Origin of the sequence: Gracilibacillus saliphilus, from assembly GCF_010994085.1 — a bacterium.
Lineage (GTDB): Bacteria > Bacillota > Bacilli > Bacillales > Amphibacillaceae > Gracilibacillus > Gracilibacillus lacisalsi.
In genome coordinates this window covers 200,636-221,415 of sequence record NZ_WJEB01000004.1, presented here as the reverse complement: position 1 = coordinate 221,415, position 20,780 = coordinate 200,636, and the positions used below count along the sequence as shown (strand labels likewise).

18 protein-coding genes are annotated in these 20,780 nt (G+C 35.9%); all 18 read left to right on the top strand.

Annotation, left to right across the window (positions count from 1 at the left end; genetic code table 11):
• The first annotated feature begins 15 nt into the window (after positions 1 to 15).
• The 18 genes from GHT08_RS07375 to GHT08_RS07290 all read left to right on the top strand — a co-directional run bounded on the left by GHT08_RS07375 (position 16) and on the right by GHT08_RS07290 (position 20,763).
• Positions 16 to 1,344, top strand: a complete 1,329-nt coding sequence (locus GHT08_RS07375; RefSeq protein ID WP_163580790.1) for a S8 family peptidase — start codon at positions 16 to 18, stop codon at positions 1,342 to 1,344.
• A 328-nt stretch (positions 1,345 to 1,672) separates the two neighbouring features.
• On the top strand, positions 1,673 to 2,110 hold the full coding sequence (locus GHT08_RS07370; protein WP_163580789.1) for a GNAT family N-acetyltransferase: 438 nt from the start codon (positions 1,673 to 1,675) through the stop codon (positions 2,108 to 2,110).
• A gap of 137 nt (positions 2,111 to 2,247) precedes the next feature.
• Entirely contained in the window at positions 2,248 to 3,255 is a 1,008-nt protein-coding gene (locus GHT08_RS07365) for a LacI family DNA-binding transcriptional regulator (protein WP_163580788.1), read from the top strand.
• Between the two features lie 343 nt (positions 3,256 to 3,598).
• Positions 3,599 to 4,948: an ABC transporter substrate-binding protein gene (locus tag GHT08_RS07360; protein ID WP_163580787.1), complete on the top strand. Its 1,350-nt coding sequence runs from the start codon at positions 3,599 to 3,601 to the stop codon at positions 4,946 to 4,948.
• Positions 4,949 to 5,012: 64 nt separating this feature from the next.
• Positions 5,013 to 5,909 (top strand): carbohydrate ABC transporter permease, encoded by an 897-nt coding sequence (locus GHT08_RS07355; protein ID WP_163580786.1) that lies wholly within the window; start codon positions 5,013 to 5,015, stop codon positions 5,907 to 5,909.
• A gap of 17 nt (positions 5,910 to 5,926) precedes the next feature.
• The gene (locus tag GHT08_RS07350) at positions 5,927 to 6,757 is read left to right on the top strand and encodes a carbohydrate ABC transporter permease (protein ID WP_163580785.1); all 831 of its coding nucleotides are present in this window, start codon (positions 5,927 to 5,929) and stop codon (positions 6,755 to 6,757) included.
• Positions 6,758 to 6,798: 41 nt separating this feature from the next.
• Complete coding sequence (locus GHT08_RS07345; protein ID WP_163580784.1) at positions 6,799 to 7,872, top strand: Gfo/Idh/MocA family protein; 1,074 nt, start codon at positions 6,799 to 6,801, stop codon at positions 7,870 to 7,872.
• 606 nt (positions 7,873 to 8,478) lie between these two features.
• Positions 8,479 to 11,829 carry a ThuA domain-containing protein gene (locus GHT08_RS07340; RefSeq protein WP_163580783.1) on the top strand — a complete coding sequence of 1,117 codons (3,351 nt, stop codon included), beginning with the start codon at positions 8,479 to 8,481 and terminating at the stop codon, positions 11,827 to 11,829.
• Positions 11,830 to 11,907: 78 nt separating this feature from the next.
• A complete protein-coding gene (locus tag GHT08_RS07335; RefSeq protein WP_163580782.1) occupies positions 11,908 to 12,114 on the top strand; it encodes a hypothetical protein in 207 nt (68 codons plus the stop codon).
• A 121-nt stretch (positions 12,115 to 12,235) separates the two neighbouring features.
• Entirely contained in the window at positions 12,236 to 12,826 is a 591-nt protein-coding gene (gene sipW, locus GHT08_RS07330) for a signal peptidase I SipW (protein WP_163580781.1), read from the top strand.
• A gap of 30 nt (positions 12,827 to 12,856) precedes the next feature.
• The gene (locus GHT08_RS07325; RefSeq protein WP_163580780.1) at positions 12,857 to 13,444 is read left to right on the top strand and encodes a CalY family protein; all 588 of its coding nucleotides are present in this window, start codon (positions 12,857 to 12,859) and stop codon (positions 13,442 to 13,444) included.
• A gap of 90 nt (positions 13,445 to 13,534) precedes the next feature.
• Positions 13,535 to 14,389 (top strand): sugar phosphate isomerase/epimerase family protein, encoded by an 855-nt coding sequence (locus GHT08_RS07320; protein WP_420370953.1) that lies wholly within the window; start codon positions 13,535 to 13,537, stop codon positions 14,387 to 14,389.
• 33 nt (positions 14,390 to 14,422) lie between these two features.
• Entirely contained in the window at positions 14,423 to 15,244 is an 822-nt protein-coding gene (locus GHT08_RS07315) for a TatD family hydrolase (protein ID WP_163580778.1), read from the top strand.
• Complete coding sequence (locus GHT08_RS07310; protein ID WP_337747254.1) at positions 15,210 to 16,070, top strand: sugar phosphate isomerase/epimerase family protein; 861 nt, start codon at positions 15,210 to 15,212, stop codon at positions 16,068 to 16,070. Before GHT08_RS07315 ends, GHT08_RS07310 begins: the two co-directional genes overlap by 35 nt.
• Positions 16,067 to 16,948, top strand: a complete 882-nt coding sequence (eboC, locus tag GHT08_RS07305; RefSeq protein WP_163580777.1) for a UbiA-like protein EboC — start codon at positions 16,067 to 16,069, stop codon at positions 16,946 to 16,948. The genes GHT08_RS07310 and eboC overlap by 4 nt, the downstream gene beginning before the upstream one ends.
• Positions 16,949 to 16,973: 25 nt before the next feature.
• On the top strand, positions 16,974 to 18,320 hold the full coding sequence (locus GHT08_RS07300) for an alkaline phosphatase family protein (protein ID WP_163580776.1): 1,347 nt from the start codon (positions 16,974 to 16,976) through the stop codon (positions 18,318 to 18,320).
• A gap of 101 nt (positions 18,321 to 18,421) precedes the next feature.
• Entirely contained in the window at positions 18,422 to 19,030 is a 609-nt protein-coding gene (locus tag GHT08_RS07295; protein ID WP_163580775.1) for a hypothetical protein, read from the top strand.
• Positions 19,031 to 19,287: 257 nt separating this feature from the next.
• A complete protein-coding gene (locus GHT08_RS07290; protein ID WP_163580774.1) occupies positions 19,288 to 20,763 on the top strand; it encodes a sugar ABC transporter ATP-binding protein in 1,476 nt (491 codons plus the stop codon).
• Positions 20,764 to 20,780 lie beyond the last annotated feature (17 nt).

The following is a 20,780-nucleotide window of genomic DNA, read 5'->3' as shown; positions in this document are numbered from 1 at the left end:
AAATGAGGGGATAATTTGTTTGGATATTCAATGATTCAGACGGTGCGTAACCATGCGAGTAAATTAGATCGTCCTTTACGGGATGAGTTAATTAATCTGTATCGCCCTTTTAAATATACACCGTGTTTTTTGCATCGATTAGCTGAAAAAAGGTTAAAACGTAAGAAAAAACTGTCAATTATAGTTCAGTTTCATCCTGAGGCTTATGAATCGGGCTGTCACCAAATAGAGGAGGTCACAAAAAAATATCGGAAAAATAAGTTATATCATTATCATTCGAGGATTTCCTGTTGTTCAGCAGATATGACCCCTGACAGCTTGGATGAGATACTATCAAACTGTAAGCATATCAAAAAGGTATATAAGAATAAAGAGGTTCACGCCTTATTAGATGTTGCGGTTGAATCAGCTAACGCGAAACAAGTAATTCGAAATAATACAACATTAACAGGACAAGGGACCAAAATTGCAATTCTTGATACAGGGGTATATCCTCATCAAGATTTATCAGGAAGAATCACTGATTTTGTGGATTTTGTCAATAATCGCTCTGAACCATATGATGATAACGGTCATGGAACACATTGCGCAGGAGATACAGCTGGTAATGGTTCTGCTTCTGCTGGAGCGTACGCAGGACCAGCTCCAGAAGCAAATATTGCAGGTGTAAAAGTATTGAATAATGTAGGATCTGGTTCTTTAGATACGATTATCCAAGGTGTAGAATGGTGTATCCAATATAATGAAAATAATCCGGATACTCCGATTGATATCATGAGTATGTCCCTTGGAACAGAGCCACAGGATTATGGAGAAGAAGATCGGGATCCATTGGTTCAAATTGTAGAGGAAGCATGGAGGAATGGGATTACTGTCTGTGTTGCAGCTGGTAATAGCGGACCTGACCCACAAACGATTTCAAGTCCAGGTCTGAGTGATCGTGTTATTACTGTTGGAGCATTAGATGATCGTGATACCGCAGATACTCGCGGAGATGATGACGTAGCAAGTTTCTCTAGTAGAGGACCAACGATTTATGGTGAAGTGAAACCAGATATTCTAGCTCCTGGTGTTGATATTATTTCCTTGCGTTCACCAAATTCTTATATTGATAAATTGCAAAAATCAAGTCGTGTCGGAGAGGATTACTTTACCATGTCAGGTACGTCGATGGCGACACCAATTTGTGCTGGCGTAGTTAGTTTGATGAAGCAGCATAACCCAGATTTAACACCTGATGAGATGAAAGAACTACTGAAAAATGGAGTGGATTTGTGGGAAGACCGTGATAATAACATCTATGGTGCTGGTTATATCAATGCAGAAAACTCCATACCACAGTAGAAGATGTGATGGAGCGGTAAATGGGGACATGCCGTCATTTAAAATAGATGAATTGCCACAATTGGATGAGTGAAACAAAAAAGGCTACCATCTTGAGATTTCGTTTCATATCTCGGATGGTAGCTTTTGATTATTGACTATGAATATCCTTTACTTTATAGTATCGGTGTAACAGTCCCTCTGTACAACAGAACAAAAAAGAATTTAGAACATATGCTTTATTATGGTGAGCAACCGTCAAACTGTATTGTTAATCCTCCATATCGAGAAATATGCTATTACTTATGGTGGTTCACATCATTACAATTCTATTTTGAGGGGCGTAACTATGATTAGAAAGGCAACGAATAGAGATGTGCAGTTTATTTTGTCAAAAGCGAAGGATGCTGCAAATGAAGGTACGTTATCTAAAAAAGCTATCAGTCAAGAACAAGCTGTGCAAATGGCGTTATTTACACTTGATCAAAATGGATATTATTTAGTCTATGAACATGTCAATCGAGAAATTACTGGTTGGATTCTGCTTGGGGAAAACGTAGATTATATTACAAATTCACCTCATGCATTTATTTATGAACTGTATGTTTTACCCGCATATCGGAATCTAGGGATAGCTAAACAATTATTACAAGCTGCGGTGACTGATAGTAAATATCGTGGTTTTAAAGAAATTCGCCTCAATGTATTTGCTAGCAACTTTGCGAAAGAGATCTATCACCGAATTGGTTTTCAAGATTTACAAACAATAATGTATAAAAAGTTGTAAAAAAAATAGCTGATTGAACTGATTCGAAATGCTTAATAATTGTCACAAAAAATAGATAAAAAGTCTTGATTTTTTTGAGCGAAATTTATATCATAATACATGTAAACGTTTATACTTTACTGCAGGAAAGGATCTGAATGGAAGTGAAAAAAACCATCAAAGATGTGGCCAGAGAGGCAAATGTATCAATTGCGACTGTTTCCAGAGTTATTAATGGGAAAGATAAAGTGAAGCAAGATACTAGGTTAAAAGTTCTAGATGCAATTGAAAAAATGAATTTTAAACCAGATTATAGTGCTAGATCTATGAAACAAAAGAAGACAAAAATGATTGGGTTTATTCTTCCAGAGTTAGCAAGCTACTGGTCTGAATTAGCTGAAGTTATTCAAAATGCATTATGGGATAAAGGTTATGCACTATTACTTGCATCACATAATAGAGAAAAGGATAAAATTATATCTGTTTTGGAATTATTTGAAGAAAGAAATGTGGACGGGATTATTGTCGGACCGTTAACACATGGAATGGATGAAAAGGTAAATGAAATGCTTTCTACTTTCTATGAAAATGGTATATCAATGGTAGGATTACAAAGTCAAAACTTGTCGGACATTATTTCTGTAGACGTCGATCATTTGGGCGGAGCCATAAATGCTGTAGAATACTTGATAAGCAGAGGACACAATAGTATAGCGTATATTGGAACTGATCGAGCATCTAAACAAAGAGAGCTTGGCTATAAAAATTGCTTGATGACCAACAACATTCCGATAAATGAGGATATTATTTTTTCAACGCGCAACGATGCTAATTTTATGGAAATTGGTTATAAAGCAGTGCTAGAATTATTAAAGGGGAACTCAACATTCACGGCTATTTTCTGTGCTAACGATCTAATTGCATATGGTGCGTTAAATGGTATCAGGGAGAAAAAGCTGTTAGTACCTGATGATATTTCCGTTGTAGGCTTCGATGATATTAGTACTTCTAGTATTATTAGCCCATCTTTAACAACTATTAAACAACCAATACATGAAATGGGGAAAACAGTTGTTAATATATTAATTGAACAAATGGAGAGTAGTGAAAGCATTGCTCCTAGAAAAATAATACTTCCTACCCAGTTAATTAAAAGAGACACCTAAAATATTGAAAAAAATGAGAAATTTTATTGAAAATATAAAAATAGTATGCTAACATTTGTTTTAACTAGTAAGCGCTTACTTATAAATGTAAACGTTTATATTTTGTAGTGAAACAAATATCATTTTTATGTAGAATTACGTGTAAACGTCCTGGTTATATCAAGAATTTAATAAAGATTACTGGCAATAGCAACATTTGTCGCAAAATGTAAACGTTTATATTTTATTTTGGGATTTAGGGAGGTGGAGGAGAAAACAAACCGTTATATCGTAAGAATAATGTAGTCGTAACGCTGTAGTTTATAGCATAAAAATACTATTTCAATCATGGAGGTTTATGTTTATGCGTAACAAAATGCGTTTTTTAAATGTTTTATTACTGGCTGTTATTTTTACAATTATTGTAGGGTGTTCAAGTGATTCATCTAGCAGTGAAAATAGGACTAATAATAGTTCTAATGGTAATACCTCTGGTGAAAACAATAAAGGTGAAAGTGGAGAAGTGGTCGAACTTAGCTTTTGGGATATGTCTTGGGGACCTTCAGAATACATAACAGCAGCTGAAGAAATAGTTGATCAATTCAATAGAGAACACCCTGATATAAATGTAACCTATCAATCTACTCCATGGGCAAACTGGTATCAAACATTTACTACAGCAATCGCATCAGGCACAGCCCCTGATATAAGTACTGGAGCCGGTTTTCAAGCATTCCAATTTTATGGGCAAGATGCTATTTTACCGATTGATGATGTAATTGAAGAATGGGAAGCTGAAGGAAAACTAGATGACTTTTATCCTGGAACGATCGAAGCGATGCAATATGACGGTCATTATCTAGCATTACCTTGGGGATTAGATACAAGGGTATATTGGTACAGAAAAGACTTATTTGAAGATGCGGGAGTAGAAGTACCAACAAATTGGGAAGAGTTTCGAGAGGCTGCTAATCAGTTAACTGATGGAGATGGTCAGTATGGATTAGCTATTGAAGGTGGAGCAAATAATGGTATTCATACTTTATTTACCTTAATCTTCAACAATGGTGGAGGTATTTTTACGGAGGATCGTCATGTAGAGTTAGTGAATAATGAGCTAAATCAAGAGGCGATTCAATTTTTAGCTGATCTACAAGCAGACGGTTCAATTAATCCTGCATCTCCAGGAATGGGGCAGGATGATGCATTAAATTCATTTGGACAAGGGAACGCAGCGCTGTACCTTGGTACACCAGGCACAAGAGGTGAATTCCCAGAAATAACGGATGAAGTTGGTATCTTACCAGCTTTAGAAAGTCCCAATGGAAATAAAGGAACTGTTATGTGGGTTAATAACATTATGCTTTATAAGCAAACAGAGCATCCGGAAGAAGCTAAAACTTTCTTGAAATGGTGGTCTGAAAATCAGTTGCCATTATGGACAGAAGGGAATTCTAATCAGTTGCCTGCAAGAGTCTCTTTCTCAGAAGAGCCATATTTTCAAGAAGACCAAGACTATAAATTTGTTTACGATGAGTACATTCCGAATGCATTTACTACCTCTACATATTTTAATGGAAGTTTTCCGGAATTAAATGAAATTGAAGGGGATGGTGTTTTACAATCTTTAGCGCAACAGATTCTTTCAGGAAAAGATGTAATGAGTGCAATGGAAGAAGCAGAAGGAGGTCTACAAGATATTATGGGTGAATAGATAAAAAATATTGAAGAGTTTTATAAACTAGCTCGTCTTAGATAAAAACAGGAGGAGGTTCCCTTTGAATTTACTGAATATAAGTAAAGCAGAGAAACCACTTAATAGGAGAAAAATAGATTGGGCTCCTTATAATTTTCTATTGCCATCACTTATTCTTATTGCAATGATCAATCTATACCCTTTAATTGTAGGGGTTATGTACAGTTTGCAAGATGGTACCTTAATACAACCTGGTGATTTTGCAGGCATACAGAACTATATTGATTTGTTTCGAATGTCGGAATTTTATAATTCACTATATTTTAGTGCTGTTTTTGCATTTTTTGGGGTGATTGGGAGTTATTTAGCTGGGTTAGGACTTGCGGTATTGATTAATAAAGATGTATGGCTAAAGGGGTTTTTTAGAGTTGCGCTACTTGTTCCTTGGATTATTCCTTCTATAGTTTCAATTGTTGGTTGGAGATGGTTAATAGCTGATGAAAATGCTTTATTAAATCAAATGATAACTTTTTTTGGCTTTAGTTCAATAAATTTTTTAGGAACAGAAGGTGGAGCTATCTTTTCAGTAATTCTTATTAAAATTTGGAGAAGCTTCCCTTTCATGATGGTATCCATTCTAGCAGCATTACAAACTATTAATAATGATTTATACGAAGCAGCTACAATAGATGGTGCTAATAGGTGGAAATTATTTCTCTATATCACCTGGCCTTCTATTAAAGCTATTTCTGTTGTTTGTTGGATACTTATGACTATTTGGTCTTTTAATGATTTTGACACGATCTGGTTACTAACACAGGGTGGTCCAATCAATGCAACAGAGAACTTAATCGTATTAGCATATAATTATACATTTATCAAAAGTGAGTTAGGTATAGGTTCATCCATTGCGATTGTAAGTTTAATCATACTAATGGGGTTAGCTTATTTAATGCTTAGATTTCAAGAAGAAGATTGAAAAAGGGAGAGAGATGGATGAAGAAACATATAGGTATAAGAAAAACTATTTTGTTTTTTTCTCTAATAGTTATTACATTTTTAATTAACCTACCTATCATCACGATGATATTGAATTCTTTCAAAAGTAATTCTGAAATGAGGACGTCAACTCATATATTACCTCAAAATTTCACTTTGGAGAATTATCTGCATTTACATACTCAAACGATGTTTTGGACCCAATTTAAGAATAGTGTAATTGTTACGTTTTGGGGAACTTTATTGAGTATTATTGTTGCGGCATTTGCGGGGTTTGCCATATCTCGGTTTCGTTCAACATTTATTTCTATCTATTCAAAATCATTATTAATGCTGCAAATGTTTCCGATTATTCTCGTGTTGATACCATTATTTATTATGTTTCGACATTTAGAGTTGATTAATACCCTTTACTCAGTGATCATTCTTTATGTTACGCTTCATCTACCTTTTGCAATTTGGATGTATAAGGGTTATTTTGATTCGATACCGCGGGAATTAGAAGAGGCAGCTAGAATGGATGGCTGTAATCGATTTCAAACTTTTATTAAAATTATACTTCCTATTTCAGGATCTGGTATCGCAGCAGTAGCTATTTTTTCCTTTTTATTCTCATTTAATGAATACTTAATTGCTAGTATATTCTTGAAAACAGAGGATGTAATGACTATTCCGGTAGGTATACAGTTATTTATGCAACAGTATAGTTCAGATTGGGGAAGTATAACTGCTGCTGCAACACTAACAATGGTTCCGGTATTTCTTTTCTTTTTATTTGTACAAAAATATTTTATTGCAGGTAGTGCAGCAGGTGCTGTCAAAGGATAAAGCTGATTCTATTACTTAAGAAAAAGTCAGGAGAGATGATGATGAATCACAAACTAAAGGTAGGAATTATAGGGTTAGGAGAAGTAGCACAAATAATACATTTGCCGATATTAGAATCATTATCGGATAAGTATGAAGTCACGGCATTGTGTGATATATCTAAACAACTATTGCAAACTATAGGTGAAAGGTATCGAGTAACCAACTTATTCACAGATGCCAAAGAGTTAACAAAACAGAAGGACCTTGATGTAATCCTTGTGCTAAATAGCGATGAATATCATACTGACTGTGTAATTTCTGCAGTGCAAAATAAGAAACATGTACTAGTTGAGAAACCAATGTGTTTGACTAAATCTGATGCGGATAGAATTATTGAGGCTCGTGATAAAAATGAAGTGCATGTAATGGTTGGTTATATGAGAAGATTTGCACCAGCTTTTATTGAGGCAGTACATGAAATGGAGAAGTTAGACAAAATTAATTATGTGAAAGTACGTGATATTATAGGGCAAAACAGCTTGTTTATAGAACAAAGCAGTAATGTTCTTCGGTTTAATGATATGCCCAAAGATGCAATGGTTGATAAAGAAGAGCGAGCTATGAAAATGGTGGATGAAGCAATTGGAGAAGATGCACCTGATACATTACGCACTACTTATCGGTTACTGTGTGGGTTAAGTAGTCATGATTTATCTGCAATGCGTGAATTAATTGGATTTCCGAATAGAGTTGTGTCGGCATCTAATTGGAACGGAGGTAAGTTTATAACAGCAACTTTAGAGTATGACGATTTTTATGCTACCTTTGAAACTGGGATAGATAATATTATTAGGTTTGATGCTCATATTGAGGTATTTGGAAACAATAAACAACTAACAGTTCAATACAATACGCCCTATATTCGTCATTTACCTACTAATTTAATTTTAGCCAAAACAGTAAATGGTCACTATTCAGAGTGTGTGACAAGACCGACATTTAAGGATCCCTATACCCTGGAATTAGAACATTTTTTTGAGGTTGTGACCAAAGGGATTTTACCAAAAACGACACCTGAAGATTTTAAAAAGGATTTAGAATTATTTGATATGATTATTGAAAAATTAAGGTAGGGTTTGCTCACCTTCATTAGCTTTTTTAGGTAATGAAGGTGAGCAAATGGACAATACAATCGGATTCGCTATAAAAGATATATACAAAACCTATAAGTAACAGAAGGAAGCTATACGAGGAGTTAATAAAATAACTTTAATTTTGAAAATTTATTGACAATTATTACATGGTTTGATATCTTTACCAATGTAAAGGTTTACATAAATACTTCGTATAGATAATAGCACTTTATCTTGATATTTCATGCTTGTTTATAGCTGGTATCTATATATTATTGGTCCTTTTTATGAAAAGGTTTACACAAATTGTTATCACTTCAACCCTTCAACCTAGATTTCTCCCGTTTAAAATCAAACCCATATTAATATCACCTGTGATTATTTCTACTGAAAATACAATGATACTCAATTTCTAAAACTCAAAGAATTATCTACTGTTAATAAGATTTGATAGCAAAAAAATAGAATACGACCCAAGAAACTCTTGGTAATTGTTTAACTTAAGGGGGTGATTAATGGAGTTCGAGCAGAAGAGAGTGCTTTTAATTACTAACAGCAACAGGTCTAGGCATCTAAGGATTAAATCAAATCGGAGGTGTCAAACGAATGGTAAAAAAGAAAATCGGTAGTATTTTCTTCATTGCAATCATTGTATTGTCGACATTGGTATCGCCATTGATGCAGCCAATAACGACTTCCGCACATGAAGGAGACCATGAAGACGGAGAAGTACACAAATTGTTAGTTGTTACCCATACTGCAGGTTATCGTCATGCATCAATCGAAGATATTAAAGACGTGATGCCTCAGTGGGGAGAAGAAAATGGCTTTGAAGTAACGTTTGTTGATGGAACAGATCAGGCGAGAGAAGGTGACTTGTCATTGGACGAAGCTTTCACACCTGAATATCTTGCAGATTATGATGCCATCATGTTTGGTAATACAACCATGAACTTCGGAACCGAAGAACAAAGAGAAGCAATTATTGACTTTGTTGAAAATGGTGGTGGCTTCATTGGAGCACACGCTGCTATTGATACAGGATATGATTGGCCCGAATATGGTGAAATGGTAGGGGCTTACTTTGATTCTCATCCTTGGACACAAGAAGTAAATTTCTTAGTAGAGGACAGTGAACATCCTGCGACAGAACACCTTACAAGTGGAGAATGGACAAAACTTGAAGAAGTTTATATTTTCCCTGAAGATATGAACCCGCGTGATGCTGGAAAGCATATCTTACTAAGCTTAGATACTGATTCTGTGGAAGGTGAACGTGGCGGTCAATTTGATGATCACCCAACTTCTTGGTGCAGCCCTCAAGAAGAAGGACGGGTATTCATTACAGCGTTAGGACACCATTCACAAACTTGGACATCAGAGGAAAAATTTGAACAACATTTTCTTGGTGGTTTAGAGTATGTTTTCGGTTTAGCAACAGATACAAACTGTGATGAACCTTCTGCCAAACCAGGATTAGTTTCTGAAACATTAACAGATGCAGTTCCACGTCCGACTTCATTAGAAGTAACGGATGATAACCGTGTATTCTCTATTAGCATCAATGGTGGTGTGTATGAAACACAACCAAATGGTTCTACAAATCAAATTTTAGACATTGATACAACTACTGAAGGCGAACACGGTGTGATGGGAATTGCCTTAGATCCTGAGTTTGATGAAAATGGTTACGTTTACATCTATTACTCAGTACCAGAATACACTGAGGATGGAGAAATTATGAATAATCTATCTCGCTTTGAGTATGCAGATGGCACAATTGACCCGGATTCAGAAGAAATTTTATTAGAGGTTCCTTCGGATCCACAATGTTGTCACCAAGCTGGTTTCATAGAATTTGGACCAGATGACAAGTTATATTTAACGCTAGGGGATAACTACCCTGCAACAAATGGACCTCAGGTAAATTCCATTACTACTTCCCAAAATCTTGGGGATTTACGTGGTAGTATTCTACGTCTAAACAAAGACGGTTCTGCACCTGAAGATAACCCATTTATTGGTGTAGAAGGTGCACGTGATGAGATTTATGCTTATGGTTTCCGTAACCCTTATCGTATCTCCTTTGATCCAGAAACTGGTTACATTTATGCAGGAGATGTTGGTCCAGATGGAGCGGATTACGATTACGATGAATTTAATGTAATTACCGAACCTGGACAAAATTTTGGATGGCCGTATGTAAATGGAGATAATCCTTATGATGAGTTTGCTGATCGTTTCGCAGAGTTTGCTGAGAACTTTGATTTCAGTACCATCAGAGGTGACCTAACTTCAGAAGATATTTTAACTACTCCAGAAGAAATACTTGATTTCGCTGAAAATAAAGCCACTTATCCGATTGCGTCCTATCCATATGGAGAACAAGAACCATGGGGAAGTGGTGGGCGTTCAGCAAGTGCAGGTCCAGTTTATCAGCCGGGAACTGGTGAAAATGCACTGCCATCTTCTTACCATGGAAAACTACTATTCTACGACTTTGCTCGAGGATGGATGAAGACAGTAGACACTGATGAAAACGGTGAGATCATATCTGTTGAAGACTTCATTGAAGACTTAAAATTACCAATGGATGTCGAAATTGGACCGGATGGAAGTATTTATATTGCTGAGTTCGGTAACTCTTGGTGGGAAGTAAATGAAGAATCTGGTATCCGTAAGATTTCTTGGGGAGTACTAGAGCGTGCACCAGAAATTAAAGTAGAAGTAAGTGCAGAGTATGTACAAGTAGGTGAAGAAGTATCCTTTGACACTACTGGTACTCAAGATCCAGACGGAGACGAGATTACTTTTGCTTGGGACTTCGGTGATGGTAATACATCAACAGAAGCTAATCCAGTCCATACGTACAGTGAAAATGGCTCATATAATGTTCGCTTGACTGTTACAGACGAAACAGGTAAAACTGCAAACTGGAATAAAACTATTGTAGTAGGGAATACCCCTCCAGTAGTAGAAATTCATGGATATGAAGGCAAAACATTCTTTAACAACGGTGATACGATTACCGTCACTGGCAGTGCAATCGATGCGGAAGATGGAGAGCTTGCTTGTGAAAACTTAGAATGGCGATTAGATTTACTTCATGATGATCATGGTCATCCGCAAGAGTATAAAACTGGATGCGAAGCCACTTATACTCTATTGGATGAAGGTCATAACTATAATGATAACATATGGTGGCAATTGAGTCTAGTTGCGACTGATAATGGTAATGATGGTGCACCAGCTCTTGAAGGTATTGAAACTATCGAATTTATCAAACCTCGTATTGAAGCAGAGTACTATGATGACAAGTCATCTGGTATAGACACAGAAAGTACTTCTGATGAAGGTGGGGGACAGAATGTCGGATGGACTGGCGAAGGTGAATGGTTGAAATTTGAAGACTTAAACTTAGAGCAAATGGAAGAAGTCTATTTCCGACATGCTTCTAATTTTGATGCAGAAATTGAATTACGCCTAGATTCTCCTGATGGAGAAACAATTGCAGCTGTAAGCCCAGAAGCTACTGGTGATTGGCAAGCATGGGAAACAATTGGTTCCGAACTTGCTAGTGTATCTGGTGTTCATGATGTCTATGTTTACTGGGTATCAGGTGAGGCAAATCTTAACTGGATCCAGTTTGCTGGTGAGAACTTCCCGGCACCAGGTGAAGATTCCGTCATTGTAGAAGATGCGAATGGATTAAATGAAATCGTTAATCAATACAAAGAATCTGGTGATATTACAGATGAAGAAGTGGCTCGTTTATTAAATACGCATTTAACTTCTGTAAGTCAATATGAAGAAAATGATCAAGCTGATAAAGTGGTCAAACACTTAAATGGTTTCCTAGACTTGATAGAACACCAAAATCAAGAAGGAATCTTAACTGATCAAGCTTATCAGGAATTAGCAGCAGGAACTGAATATTTAATTGCAAATTGGCAGTAAGTAGTTTGGTATTTACCCTTCTGTGCCAGGTAAAAATCTGTCGCAGAAGGGGAGTATGACGAAGGGTTGGATACTGCAATGAATAATATATGGTTTTCACAAGCAAATAAGAATGCGATAAAAAGACGGACAACCTTTTCGATACAAATACTTGTTACTTTATCTGTATTACTTCTACTGATTAGCCAACTAACATCACCAACTGCTGCTTATTTTGAGGATTCTGAAACTGTTACTATAACCATTTCTACTGTTGTGGAGGAACAGGAAGAATTAATGAATTAAGTATAAAAATGTAACAAATAACTGTGATTTAAAGTAGCAAAAGGTGAATTCAAGAATCTATCTACCATCTAAGCTATGTTCAGATAATAAATTTTATAAAGTATCGGGGTGTTGTTCAACCATGAAGTGGAATAAAATCTTTAAAATGATTAACAACATTATTACAGGTCTATTGTTTATTGTATTAGTATTTTCTGTAATCGTTGTCATTTCTGTGCGTGCATCAGGTGGAGAACCGACTGTTTTCGGACATCAACTGAAAACAGTATTGTCTGGATCAATGGAACCAGAGATTCAGACAGGTTCGATTATTTTAATTCAAGTCGGTGGTGATATGACCCGATTTGATGAAGGAGACGTTATCACGTTTAGAACAAAAGATAATATTCTTATTACCCATAGAATTGTGGAAGTGAAGGGAAATGGGCAACAGTATATTACAGAAGGAGACAATAACGATGGCCCTGATATAGAACCGGTACTTTCTGAGAACATAGTAGGACAATATACGGGCTTTAACCTACCTTATGTTGGGTATGTTACAAACTTTGCTAATACCAAGCAAGGGGTTGCGTTATTATTTATCGTACCCGGTGTTTTTTTACTTATTTATTCAGTTGTTAGCATTTGGCGAGCGCTTAAGCAGCTGGAAAATCAACAAGAAGAAACACAAGCATTGGTAGCAAGATCTCAGGCCGATAAGAAAGTCTAAATTAAACATATTATTAGGAGGAAGATAAAAATGGGTATTAAAAAGAAACTAGCAATGGGGATTGCAACTGGAGCATTAGGATTATCATTAGTAGGCGGCGGGACATTCGCTTACTTTAGTGATAGTGAAGTAACAAATAGCACATTTGCAGCTGGTACGTTAGATTTAACTGCCGAGCCGACACAAATTATTAATATTGACAATTTAAAGCCAGGAGATCAAATGATCCGCACATTTGAGTTGCAAAACAATGGCTCATTAGATATTGCTAGAGTACTATTGGAAACTGACTATTCAGTAACAGATGCTAATAATGACAATACGGAAGATTTTGGGGAACATATTAAGGTAGAGTTCTTAATGAATCTAGATAAATTTGATGAAGTTATCTATGAAACTACTTTAGCCGAACTCAAAACAATGACTCCTGAGGCTGTCGCTGAATCTGCTATTATTCCTATTTTAGGAGAAGAAGGACTTCCATCAGGTACATTAGATGATCTTTCTGTAAAGTTTGTATTTGTTGATAATGGGGAAGATCAAAATCAATTCCAAGGTGATTCCTTAGAATTAGAGTGGACATTTATCGCTCACCAATCTGATAGCGAACAGAGATAACTGTCTCTTAGAAATGTGAATCTATAAAAATAGTTTCCTAGGGAAGGTTATTTAGCTACCCTAGGAACTATCTTACTAATAATAGGGGTGATGGGTTTGAAATTAGCTTATAGTACCAATGGTTACCAAAATATGACATTAACAAATGCCGTTTCTGAAATTGGGAAAACAGGTTATCAAGGTGTGGAAATACTTGCAGATACCCCTCATGCATTTCCTCCTTCAACTAATGCAAATTGGGTAAAGGATTTGAAGTATGAATTAGATAAATATCAATTAGAAGTATCTAATATCAATGGAAATACGGTTGCGGGCTTCTTTTTTGATCCAACAGGAGAGCCTACATTTGAGCCGTCTATTTGTAATGCTGATAAACAAAAAAGATCGAAGCGAATTGCATATACAAAAGCTTGTATAGATATGGCTGTGGAGTTAGAGGCAAAAAACATTAGTATTACAAGTGGAATGTGTCTTCCAGGTAATCCTCCTAATCAGGCGCTTATTCAATTAGTTGAGTCGCTTAAAGAAATTATGGAGTATGCCGAAGCAAAACAAATAAATGTAGGAATCGAATATGAACCAGGACTTTTAGTTGAAAATGGCAGAGAGCTATTAGAAGTTATCGAGTTAGTAGGTTCGGATCGACTAGGTGCAAATTTAGACTTAGGTCATGCGGAGGTAATCGGAGAAAATTTACCCGAGTTATTATCAAATTTCAAAAATAGAATATGGAATTTGCATATGGAAGATATCGCTTATCAGAAGCATTATCATTTAATACCAGGTGATGGAACGATGGATTTTGATTCGATTTTTCGAGTGTTGAATGAAATTGAATATGATGGTTTTGTAACAGTAGAACTATATACGTATTCGCACGATCCTATTTATGCTTCAAAGCGTTCCTATGAATTTTTAGAGCGTTATATAAATATTTCAGTATAATAACAAAAATTATAAATAGGGAGAGATCTTTTGATGAAAATTTTTGATCCACATATTCATTGTTATTCAAGAACTACTGATGATTATCAAAGAATGGGAGCTGCTGGAGTTCGTGTAGTAGTAGAACCTTCCTTTTGGTTAGGTAGTGATCGCCAATATGCTGAATCTTATTTCGACTATTTTAAACATATCCTTACCTTCGAGCCGACACGAGCAAAGCAATTTGGTAATATCGAACATTTTAGTTGTATTGGTATGAATCCAAAAGAGGCAAATAACCTTGAAATTGCACATGAAGTAATTGATGGGATGGGAGAATACCTCGAACATGAACGTTGTCTAGCTCTAGGGGAAATCGGATTTGATTTAATTACGGATGCTGAAGAAGAAATTATGGTACGTCAGCTACAAATGGCAAAAGAATTAGATTTATTAGTAATGGTCCACACTCCACATACTCAAAAACGAAAAGGTACTTATAAGACTTGCGAGATTTTAGAGCAAGTAGGTATTAATAAAGATAAGGTTATCCTGGACCATAACAACCAGGATACCATGGACATCGCTGTTGATTATGGAGCGTGGAGTGCCATGACAATTTATCCTACCAAGGTGTTAGTGGATGGTGCATTAGAGTTACTTGGTAAGTATGGTACAGATCGAATGATGATTAACACAGCAGCAGACTGGGGGCCTGCAGATCCATTGAATATTGCTAATACTGCGTTGGCAATGAGAAAAGCTGGCTATAGTGACGAGGAAATTGAGAAATTAGTTTGGGACAACCCATTTAACTACTACAAACAATCTGGAAAATTAAATTTGGAAAAACAACAGGAGGTGCATTCCAATTAAATTAGCATTCAGTAGTAACGGTTTTAAAAAGTACAATATATTAGAAACTATTGATATTTTAGCAGAAATAGGATATGACGGGATTGAGATTTTACAAGATATTCCGCATGCGTTTCCTCCTGATACAACAGAAGAAAAGTTAATAGAAATTCAACAATGGTTGGACTATCGCCAGATTGAAATTTCCAATATGAATGCCTTCATGACTTATGGTTATATTGACAATTGGCGCCCTTCTTTTGTTGAAAGTGAAGCAGGGGAAAGAAGAAGGCGAATTGATCATACTCATTCGTGTATTGATATGGCAGCTAGATTAGGAGCTAAAACATTATCTACTCAGCCTGGTGGACCAATGCAGGGAGTAGATAGTGCTTGGGCTAATAAAGTGTTTATTGAAGCGATGGAAGAATTAGCTGACCATGCGGAGAAAGCAGGAGTTACCATTCTTGTGGAACCAGAACCTGATCTGACCATTGAAACATCCGACCAATTTATTGAATTTAAAAAGGCTGTACCGTCAGATGCAATTGCGTTGAATTTTGATATAGGGCATTTCTTCTGTGTAAATGAAGATCCAGTTAAATTAGTAGATAAATTATTGCCATATACGAAACATTATCATTTGGAAGATATCGCTGCTAGTCGAGTTCATGAGCATATGATTCCTGGCACAGGGTCCATTGACATACCAGGTGTTTTAAAAAAAATAAAGGATACTGGTTATGATGGATTTATTACAATTGAGTTATACCCCTACCAAACGACAGCAATCGAAACTGCTAAGCAATCCTATGACTATGTACGGGGAATATTAAACGAGCTATGAATAGCAAAGTAAAGTCATTTTTAGAACTTGTTCGACTTCCCAACTTGTTTACTGCAATGGCTGATATTATGGCAGCGGGATGGATTGTGAGCGGTTTAAATAGTCATCCATTTTCAATAGAACTTGTTTTCTTACTACTTGCTAGTGCTTTGTTGTATGCATGCGGGTTGATATTTAATGACTACTTTGACTATGAGGTTGATAAAAAGGAACGTCCTGAGCGACCATTACCTTCTGGCCGTATTTCCAAGCAGGCTGCGTTATATTTAGGGCTGTCTTTGTTACCTCTAGCCCTCCTGCTAGCGGCCTTAGTTAATATGGTAAGTTTAGTTATCGCCGTTGTCTTAACATTGTTTATCTTGTTATATGACAGATTTGCAAAGCACAATTATTTTTACGGGCCGTTAACAATGGGGATGTGCAGACTACTAAATTTATTATTAGGATTTTCACTTGTCACCGATCAGCTTATCGAAAATTGGTGGATTTCACTTATAAGCTTGGTCTACATTTTTACAGTTACTTTCCTCGCTAGAGCTGAGGTTGGAGAAGGAACCTATCCAGTTCGGGTCAAAGTAATGGCAACTATCGTTGTTTTATCATCATTAGCTGTTTTATTAATTGGTGATTGGGATAATTTTTACATCAGTATTATTGCAATATTCATCTTTTTAATATGGACTTTCAAAGGAATCAGATTAGCTTTGAAAAGTCCTACAGCTAAGTATATTCGGAAGGCTGTAGGAACTTGTATTGTTGGGCTTCCACTATTAGTTGCAGCATTGGCAACCCCTTTCGGAGGACTAGCTGGCTATTTAAGTGTTGCAGTTTTTATGTTAGCAAGCTATTTATTTACGAAATTATTCGCTGTAACGTAATTTTAAAATGAAAGGAAGATATTTGATGACTAAAGAACATGTAGTAGTTTTAGATATTATCAGTTTATCTCCTGCACTGCTTAGTGATAAGACACTTACGCCGAATATACAAAAACTATTAAATGAAGGTAAACATACAAAAATTAAGCCTGTATTTCCAGCTGTGACTGGAACGATGCAGGCTACGTATATCACTGGTAAGCCACCGAGTGAGCACGGTATTATATGTAACGGTTTACCTGATAGAGACTATAAAGAAGTAGAAATGTGGAATCAATATATGATCCCAATACAGGGTGAAAAATTATGGGAACGGTTGAAGCATGAAGACCCTAGTGCAGAAACAGCCATTCTTTTTTGGCAATTTAGTAAGCTTACTACTGCTGATTATGTTGTCACACCTGCCCCTTTTCATTTAGACGATAAGATGATTCAATGGTATGACTCTAAACCGAGAGATTTGTATCCTAGACTAAAAGAAAAATATGGGGCATTCGATTTGAGTACATTCTGGGGGCCTCTTGCATCATTTAAATCTAGTGAATGGATTGCTAAAGCAGCTCTAGATGTATTAGAAGAGTTTGGCCCAAGACTTTCACTTGTCTACCTACCAAACATGGATTATCATACGCAACGGTTTGGTCCTGAGAGTCAACAGGCCAAGCATGCAGTTAAGGAAATTGATCAATTAATAGGAGAGTTTGTTGAAGCGTTAGAGAAACGCAATTTAAAGGAGAAAACTCGTCTAGTTCTTTTATCTGAATATAATTTCAACCAAGTAGATCAACCAGTTATGATTAATCAAATATTAAATAAAAGTGGATACATTGCAGTCAAACAGGTAGAAGGCCAAGATTTCCTTGATTTGGAGATGAGTAGTGCCTTTGCATTGGCAGATCACCAATTAGCACACATCTATATTAATAAAGAAGAAGATATTTCAGTAGTTAAGAAGTTACTAGAAGAGACTCCTGGTATAGCTGAAGTATGGGGCGAAGAAGAGAAAATAGTTAACGGGATTAACCATGAACGTTCGGGCGAATTGATTGCGATCGCAGAACGAAATAGTTGGTTTGTCTATTATTGGTGGTTGGATAATGAAGCGGCGCCAGAGTTTGCATATACCGTTGATATCCATCGCAAACCCGGATATGATCCTGTTGAGCTTTTTGTTAATCCAAAGACATATAAAATTCCATTAGAGCCAGAGAGAATACAAGGTTCTCATGGTCTACCAGCCCGGAACGAAGAAGATCTAGTATCGATGATTGTCACTGGTAATGATATCGATCTCCCTAATCAGATAAATGCTACAGACGTTCATGATATTATACTTGATCTTGCTTTAAATAAGAGTAAAGTAAACGCGTAATTAGATCCATACGAAGATTTTTTGCAAACATTTTGATGATTAGTTTTTTAAAAGAAACGTGTTTAATAAAAGTTAATTTATCCGTTAAGGGAGTTTTGGGCATGGTAAATAAACAACAGAAAAAGCAAGGAAAAAATGAGAAAAAAAAGTATAAGTTATGGTTAAGCGGTATAGGAATTATTTTAATAGCTATTGTTATTGTTGTAATGGTTATCCTCAATCCAGGAAAGGAAAGAATAGAAGCGGAAGATATACCGGAAGAACTACAACAATATGAGTTAACAGGAAATTTAGAAAAAGTTCGTGCCTCATTAATAAGTCTAATGGGGAGTCCAACTGGAGAGTTCATCTATGTTTATGAACCAGGCTGTGACGATTGTGAACGAATGAATTCGTTAATTTTTCCATTAGCAGAGGATAGGGATATTACTGTTCATCGTCTAAATCTTAACCAATATCCAGAATTAGAAGAATTACTGGATTTAGAAAATATTACGATTCCGGCTACTATTTATTTTAGCAGGGGATATCAGATTGGGTGGATAGTTAGCTCTGAAGAGGATAAATATTATGAGGAGTTTTTTGACCACTTTCATCATCATTATGAAACCCATCCAGAAGGAGAACCAGGATATAACGAACAAAAAAGCGGAGGAGAGGCCGAAGATCAAATAAATGATGAAGCGAAACATGATCATTCTCCGGAGTAATGAATAAACCAATAATATTTACATGATTTTATTATAAGAAAATAAATGGAGTGTAATTTAGATAAAAACAGCTAATAAAAGTAAACGTTTTCCTAGATGTTTTTAAAATTTCAGTTATTCCGAGGTTATAATCATGTAATTTCTATAATTAATTATCATAATATTAAAAATAATCTGTAAATATATTAACAAGTGATTAGCAGCTTTTCATGCGTTGTATTTTACCACAACTAATTTAAGCAATAAGGGGGGAGTTTATGATTCTGGAAATGAAACGGATTACAAAAAGGTTTGGGAGTGTTACAGCACTGGATGGTGTGAATTTAGAACTGGCAAAAGGAGAAGCTCACGCATTAGTCGGAGAGAATGGTGCGGGAAAGTCAACTTTGATGAAAGTCTTAGCTGGTGTCCATCAACCTGACTCAGGTGAAGTTATCTTAAATGGAAAAAGTGTTGATATATCCTCTCCAGCAGAATCTCAAATGCTAGGTATCGCTATTATCCACCAAGAATTAAATTTAATTCCATATTTATCAGTTGCAGAAAATGTATTTTTAGGCAGGGAACCAAAGAATTTGGGATTTGTTGATTATAAGAAAATGAGAAAAGATACAAAAGCATTATTAGATCAATTTGGTATAGAACTTAGTCCAAGATCATTGGTAATGGATTTAAGCATTGGTGAACGACAAATCGTTGAGATTTTGAAAGCGTTATCTCTTAATCCTGAAATTCTCATCATGGATGAGCCAACTGCGGTGTTAACAGATAAGGAGACAGAAAAACTATTTGAATTAATTGATTTATTAAAACAAAGAAATGTTTCTGTTATTTATATTTCTCACCGATTACCTGAACTAAAAAGAGTTTGTGAAAGACTTACAGTTTTACGAGATGGAAAGTGGATAAAAACGGATGTCCTAGAGCATTTTTCAGAACATGACATTGCCAATCTCATGGTAGGAAGAGAACTTGAAGATATGTATCCGCCAATACCAACTAAATTTGGTAATGAAATATTACGAGTAGAGGCATTAACTCAGAATCCAAACTTTCAGGATGTTAGCTTTACACTTAAAGAAGGTGAAATCGTAGGTTTTGCAGGGTTAATTGGAGCTGGAAGAAGTGAACTTGCAACTGCGATCTTTGGAGGGGCCCCCGCTGATGAAGGAATAGTAAGCTTAAAAGGACAACAAGTGAATTATAAGAATCCAATACAAGCGGTAAAAGGTGGTTTCGGTTTTGCAACTGAAGATAGAAAGCAAACAGGTTTAATACTGGATATGAGTATTGCTCAAAACATTACTCTACCTAATTTAGGGAAATATCAGCGAGTTGGGTTTGTTAATAGAAAATTAGAAAAAGCTGATATTCAAGAGCAAGTAAAAAATTTAAATATTAAACTTCATAATGTCAATCAGCCAGTTAAAAATTTGAGTGGTGGTAATCAACAGAAAGTCGTTCTTGCGAAATGGCTAGTTGCAAATACAGAGATATTTTTGTTTGATGAACCAACAAGAGGTATTGATGTAGGTGCGAAAAGAGAAATTTATCATTCGATCTCTAATTTAGCAAAAGAAGGAAAAGGGATTATCGTTATTTCTTCTGAACTTCCAGAGCTATTAGGAATATGTAATCGAATTCTTGTTATGCATAATGGCAGGATTAGTGGTGAATTCAATCATGAAGAAGCTACAGAACAACAACTGATGAAAAAAGCGACAGGGCTTTAAGTAATAGAAAGGAGCTT

Bases quoted from the DNA above. Each gene is read 5' to 3' on its own strand.
- GHT08_RS07370 (WP_163580789.1), top strand. From the start codon at position 1,673: ATGATTAGAAAGGCAACGAATAGAGATGTGCAGTTTATTTTGTCAAAA.
- GHT08_RS07365 (WP_163580788.1), top strand. From the start codon at position 2,248: ATGGAAGTGAAAAAAACCATCAAAGATGTGGCCAGAGAGGCAAATGTA.
- GHT08_RS07360 (WP_163580787.1), top strand. From the start codon at position 3,599: ATGCGTAACAAAATGCGTTTTTTAAATGTTTTATTACTGGCTGTTATT.
- GHT08_RS07350 (WP_163580785.1), top strand. From the start codon at position 5,927: ATGAAGAAACATATAGGTATAAGAAAAACTATTTTGTTTTTTTCTCTA.
- GHT08_RS07345 (WP_163580784.1), top strand. From the start codon at position 6,799: ATGAATCACAAACTAAAGGTAGGAATTATAGGGTTAGGAGAAGTAGCA.
- GHT08_RS07340 (WP_163580783.1), top strand. From the start codon at position 8,479: ATGGTAAAAAAGAAAATCGGTAGTATTTTCTTCATTGCAATCATTGTA.
- GHT08_RS07335 (WP_163580782.1), top strand. From the start codon at position 11,908: ATGAATAATATATGGTTTTCACAAGCAAATAAGAATGCGATAAAAAGA.
- sipW (WP_163580781.1), top strand. From the start codon at position 12,236: ATGAAGTGGAATAAAATCTTTAAAATGATTAACAACATTATTACAGGT.
- GHT08_RS07325 (WP_163580780.1), top strand. From the start codon at position 12,857: ATGGGTATTAAAAAGAAACTAGCAATGGGGATTGCAACTGGAGCATTA.
- GHT08_RS07320 (WP_420370953.1), top strand. From the start codon at position 13,535: ATGGGTTTGAAATTAGCTTATAGTACCAATGGTTACCAAAATATGACA.
- GHT08_RS07315 (WP_163580778.1), top strand. From the start codon at position 14,423: ATGAAAATTTTTGATCCACATATTCATTGTTATTCAAGAACTACTGAT.
- eboC (WP_163580777.1), top strand. From the start codon at position 16,067: ATGAATAGCAAAGTAAAGTCATTTTTAGAACTTGTTCGACTTCCCAAC.
- GHT08_RS07300 (WP_163580776.1), top strand. From the start codon at position 16,974: ATGACTAAAGAACATGTAGTAGTTTTAGATATTATCAGTTTATCTCCT.
- GHT08_RS07295 (WP_163580775.1), top strand. From the start codon at position 18,422: ATGGTAAATAAACAACAGAAAAAGCAAGGAAAAAATGAGAAAAAAAAG.
- GHT08_RS07290 (WP_163580774.1), top strand. From the start codon at position 19,288: ATGATTCTGGAAATGAAACGGATTACAAAAAGGTTTGGGAGTGTTACA.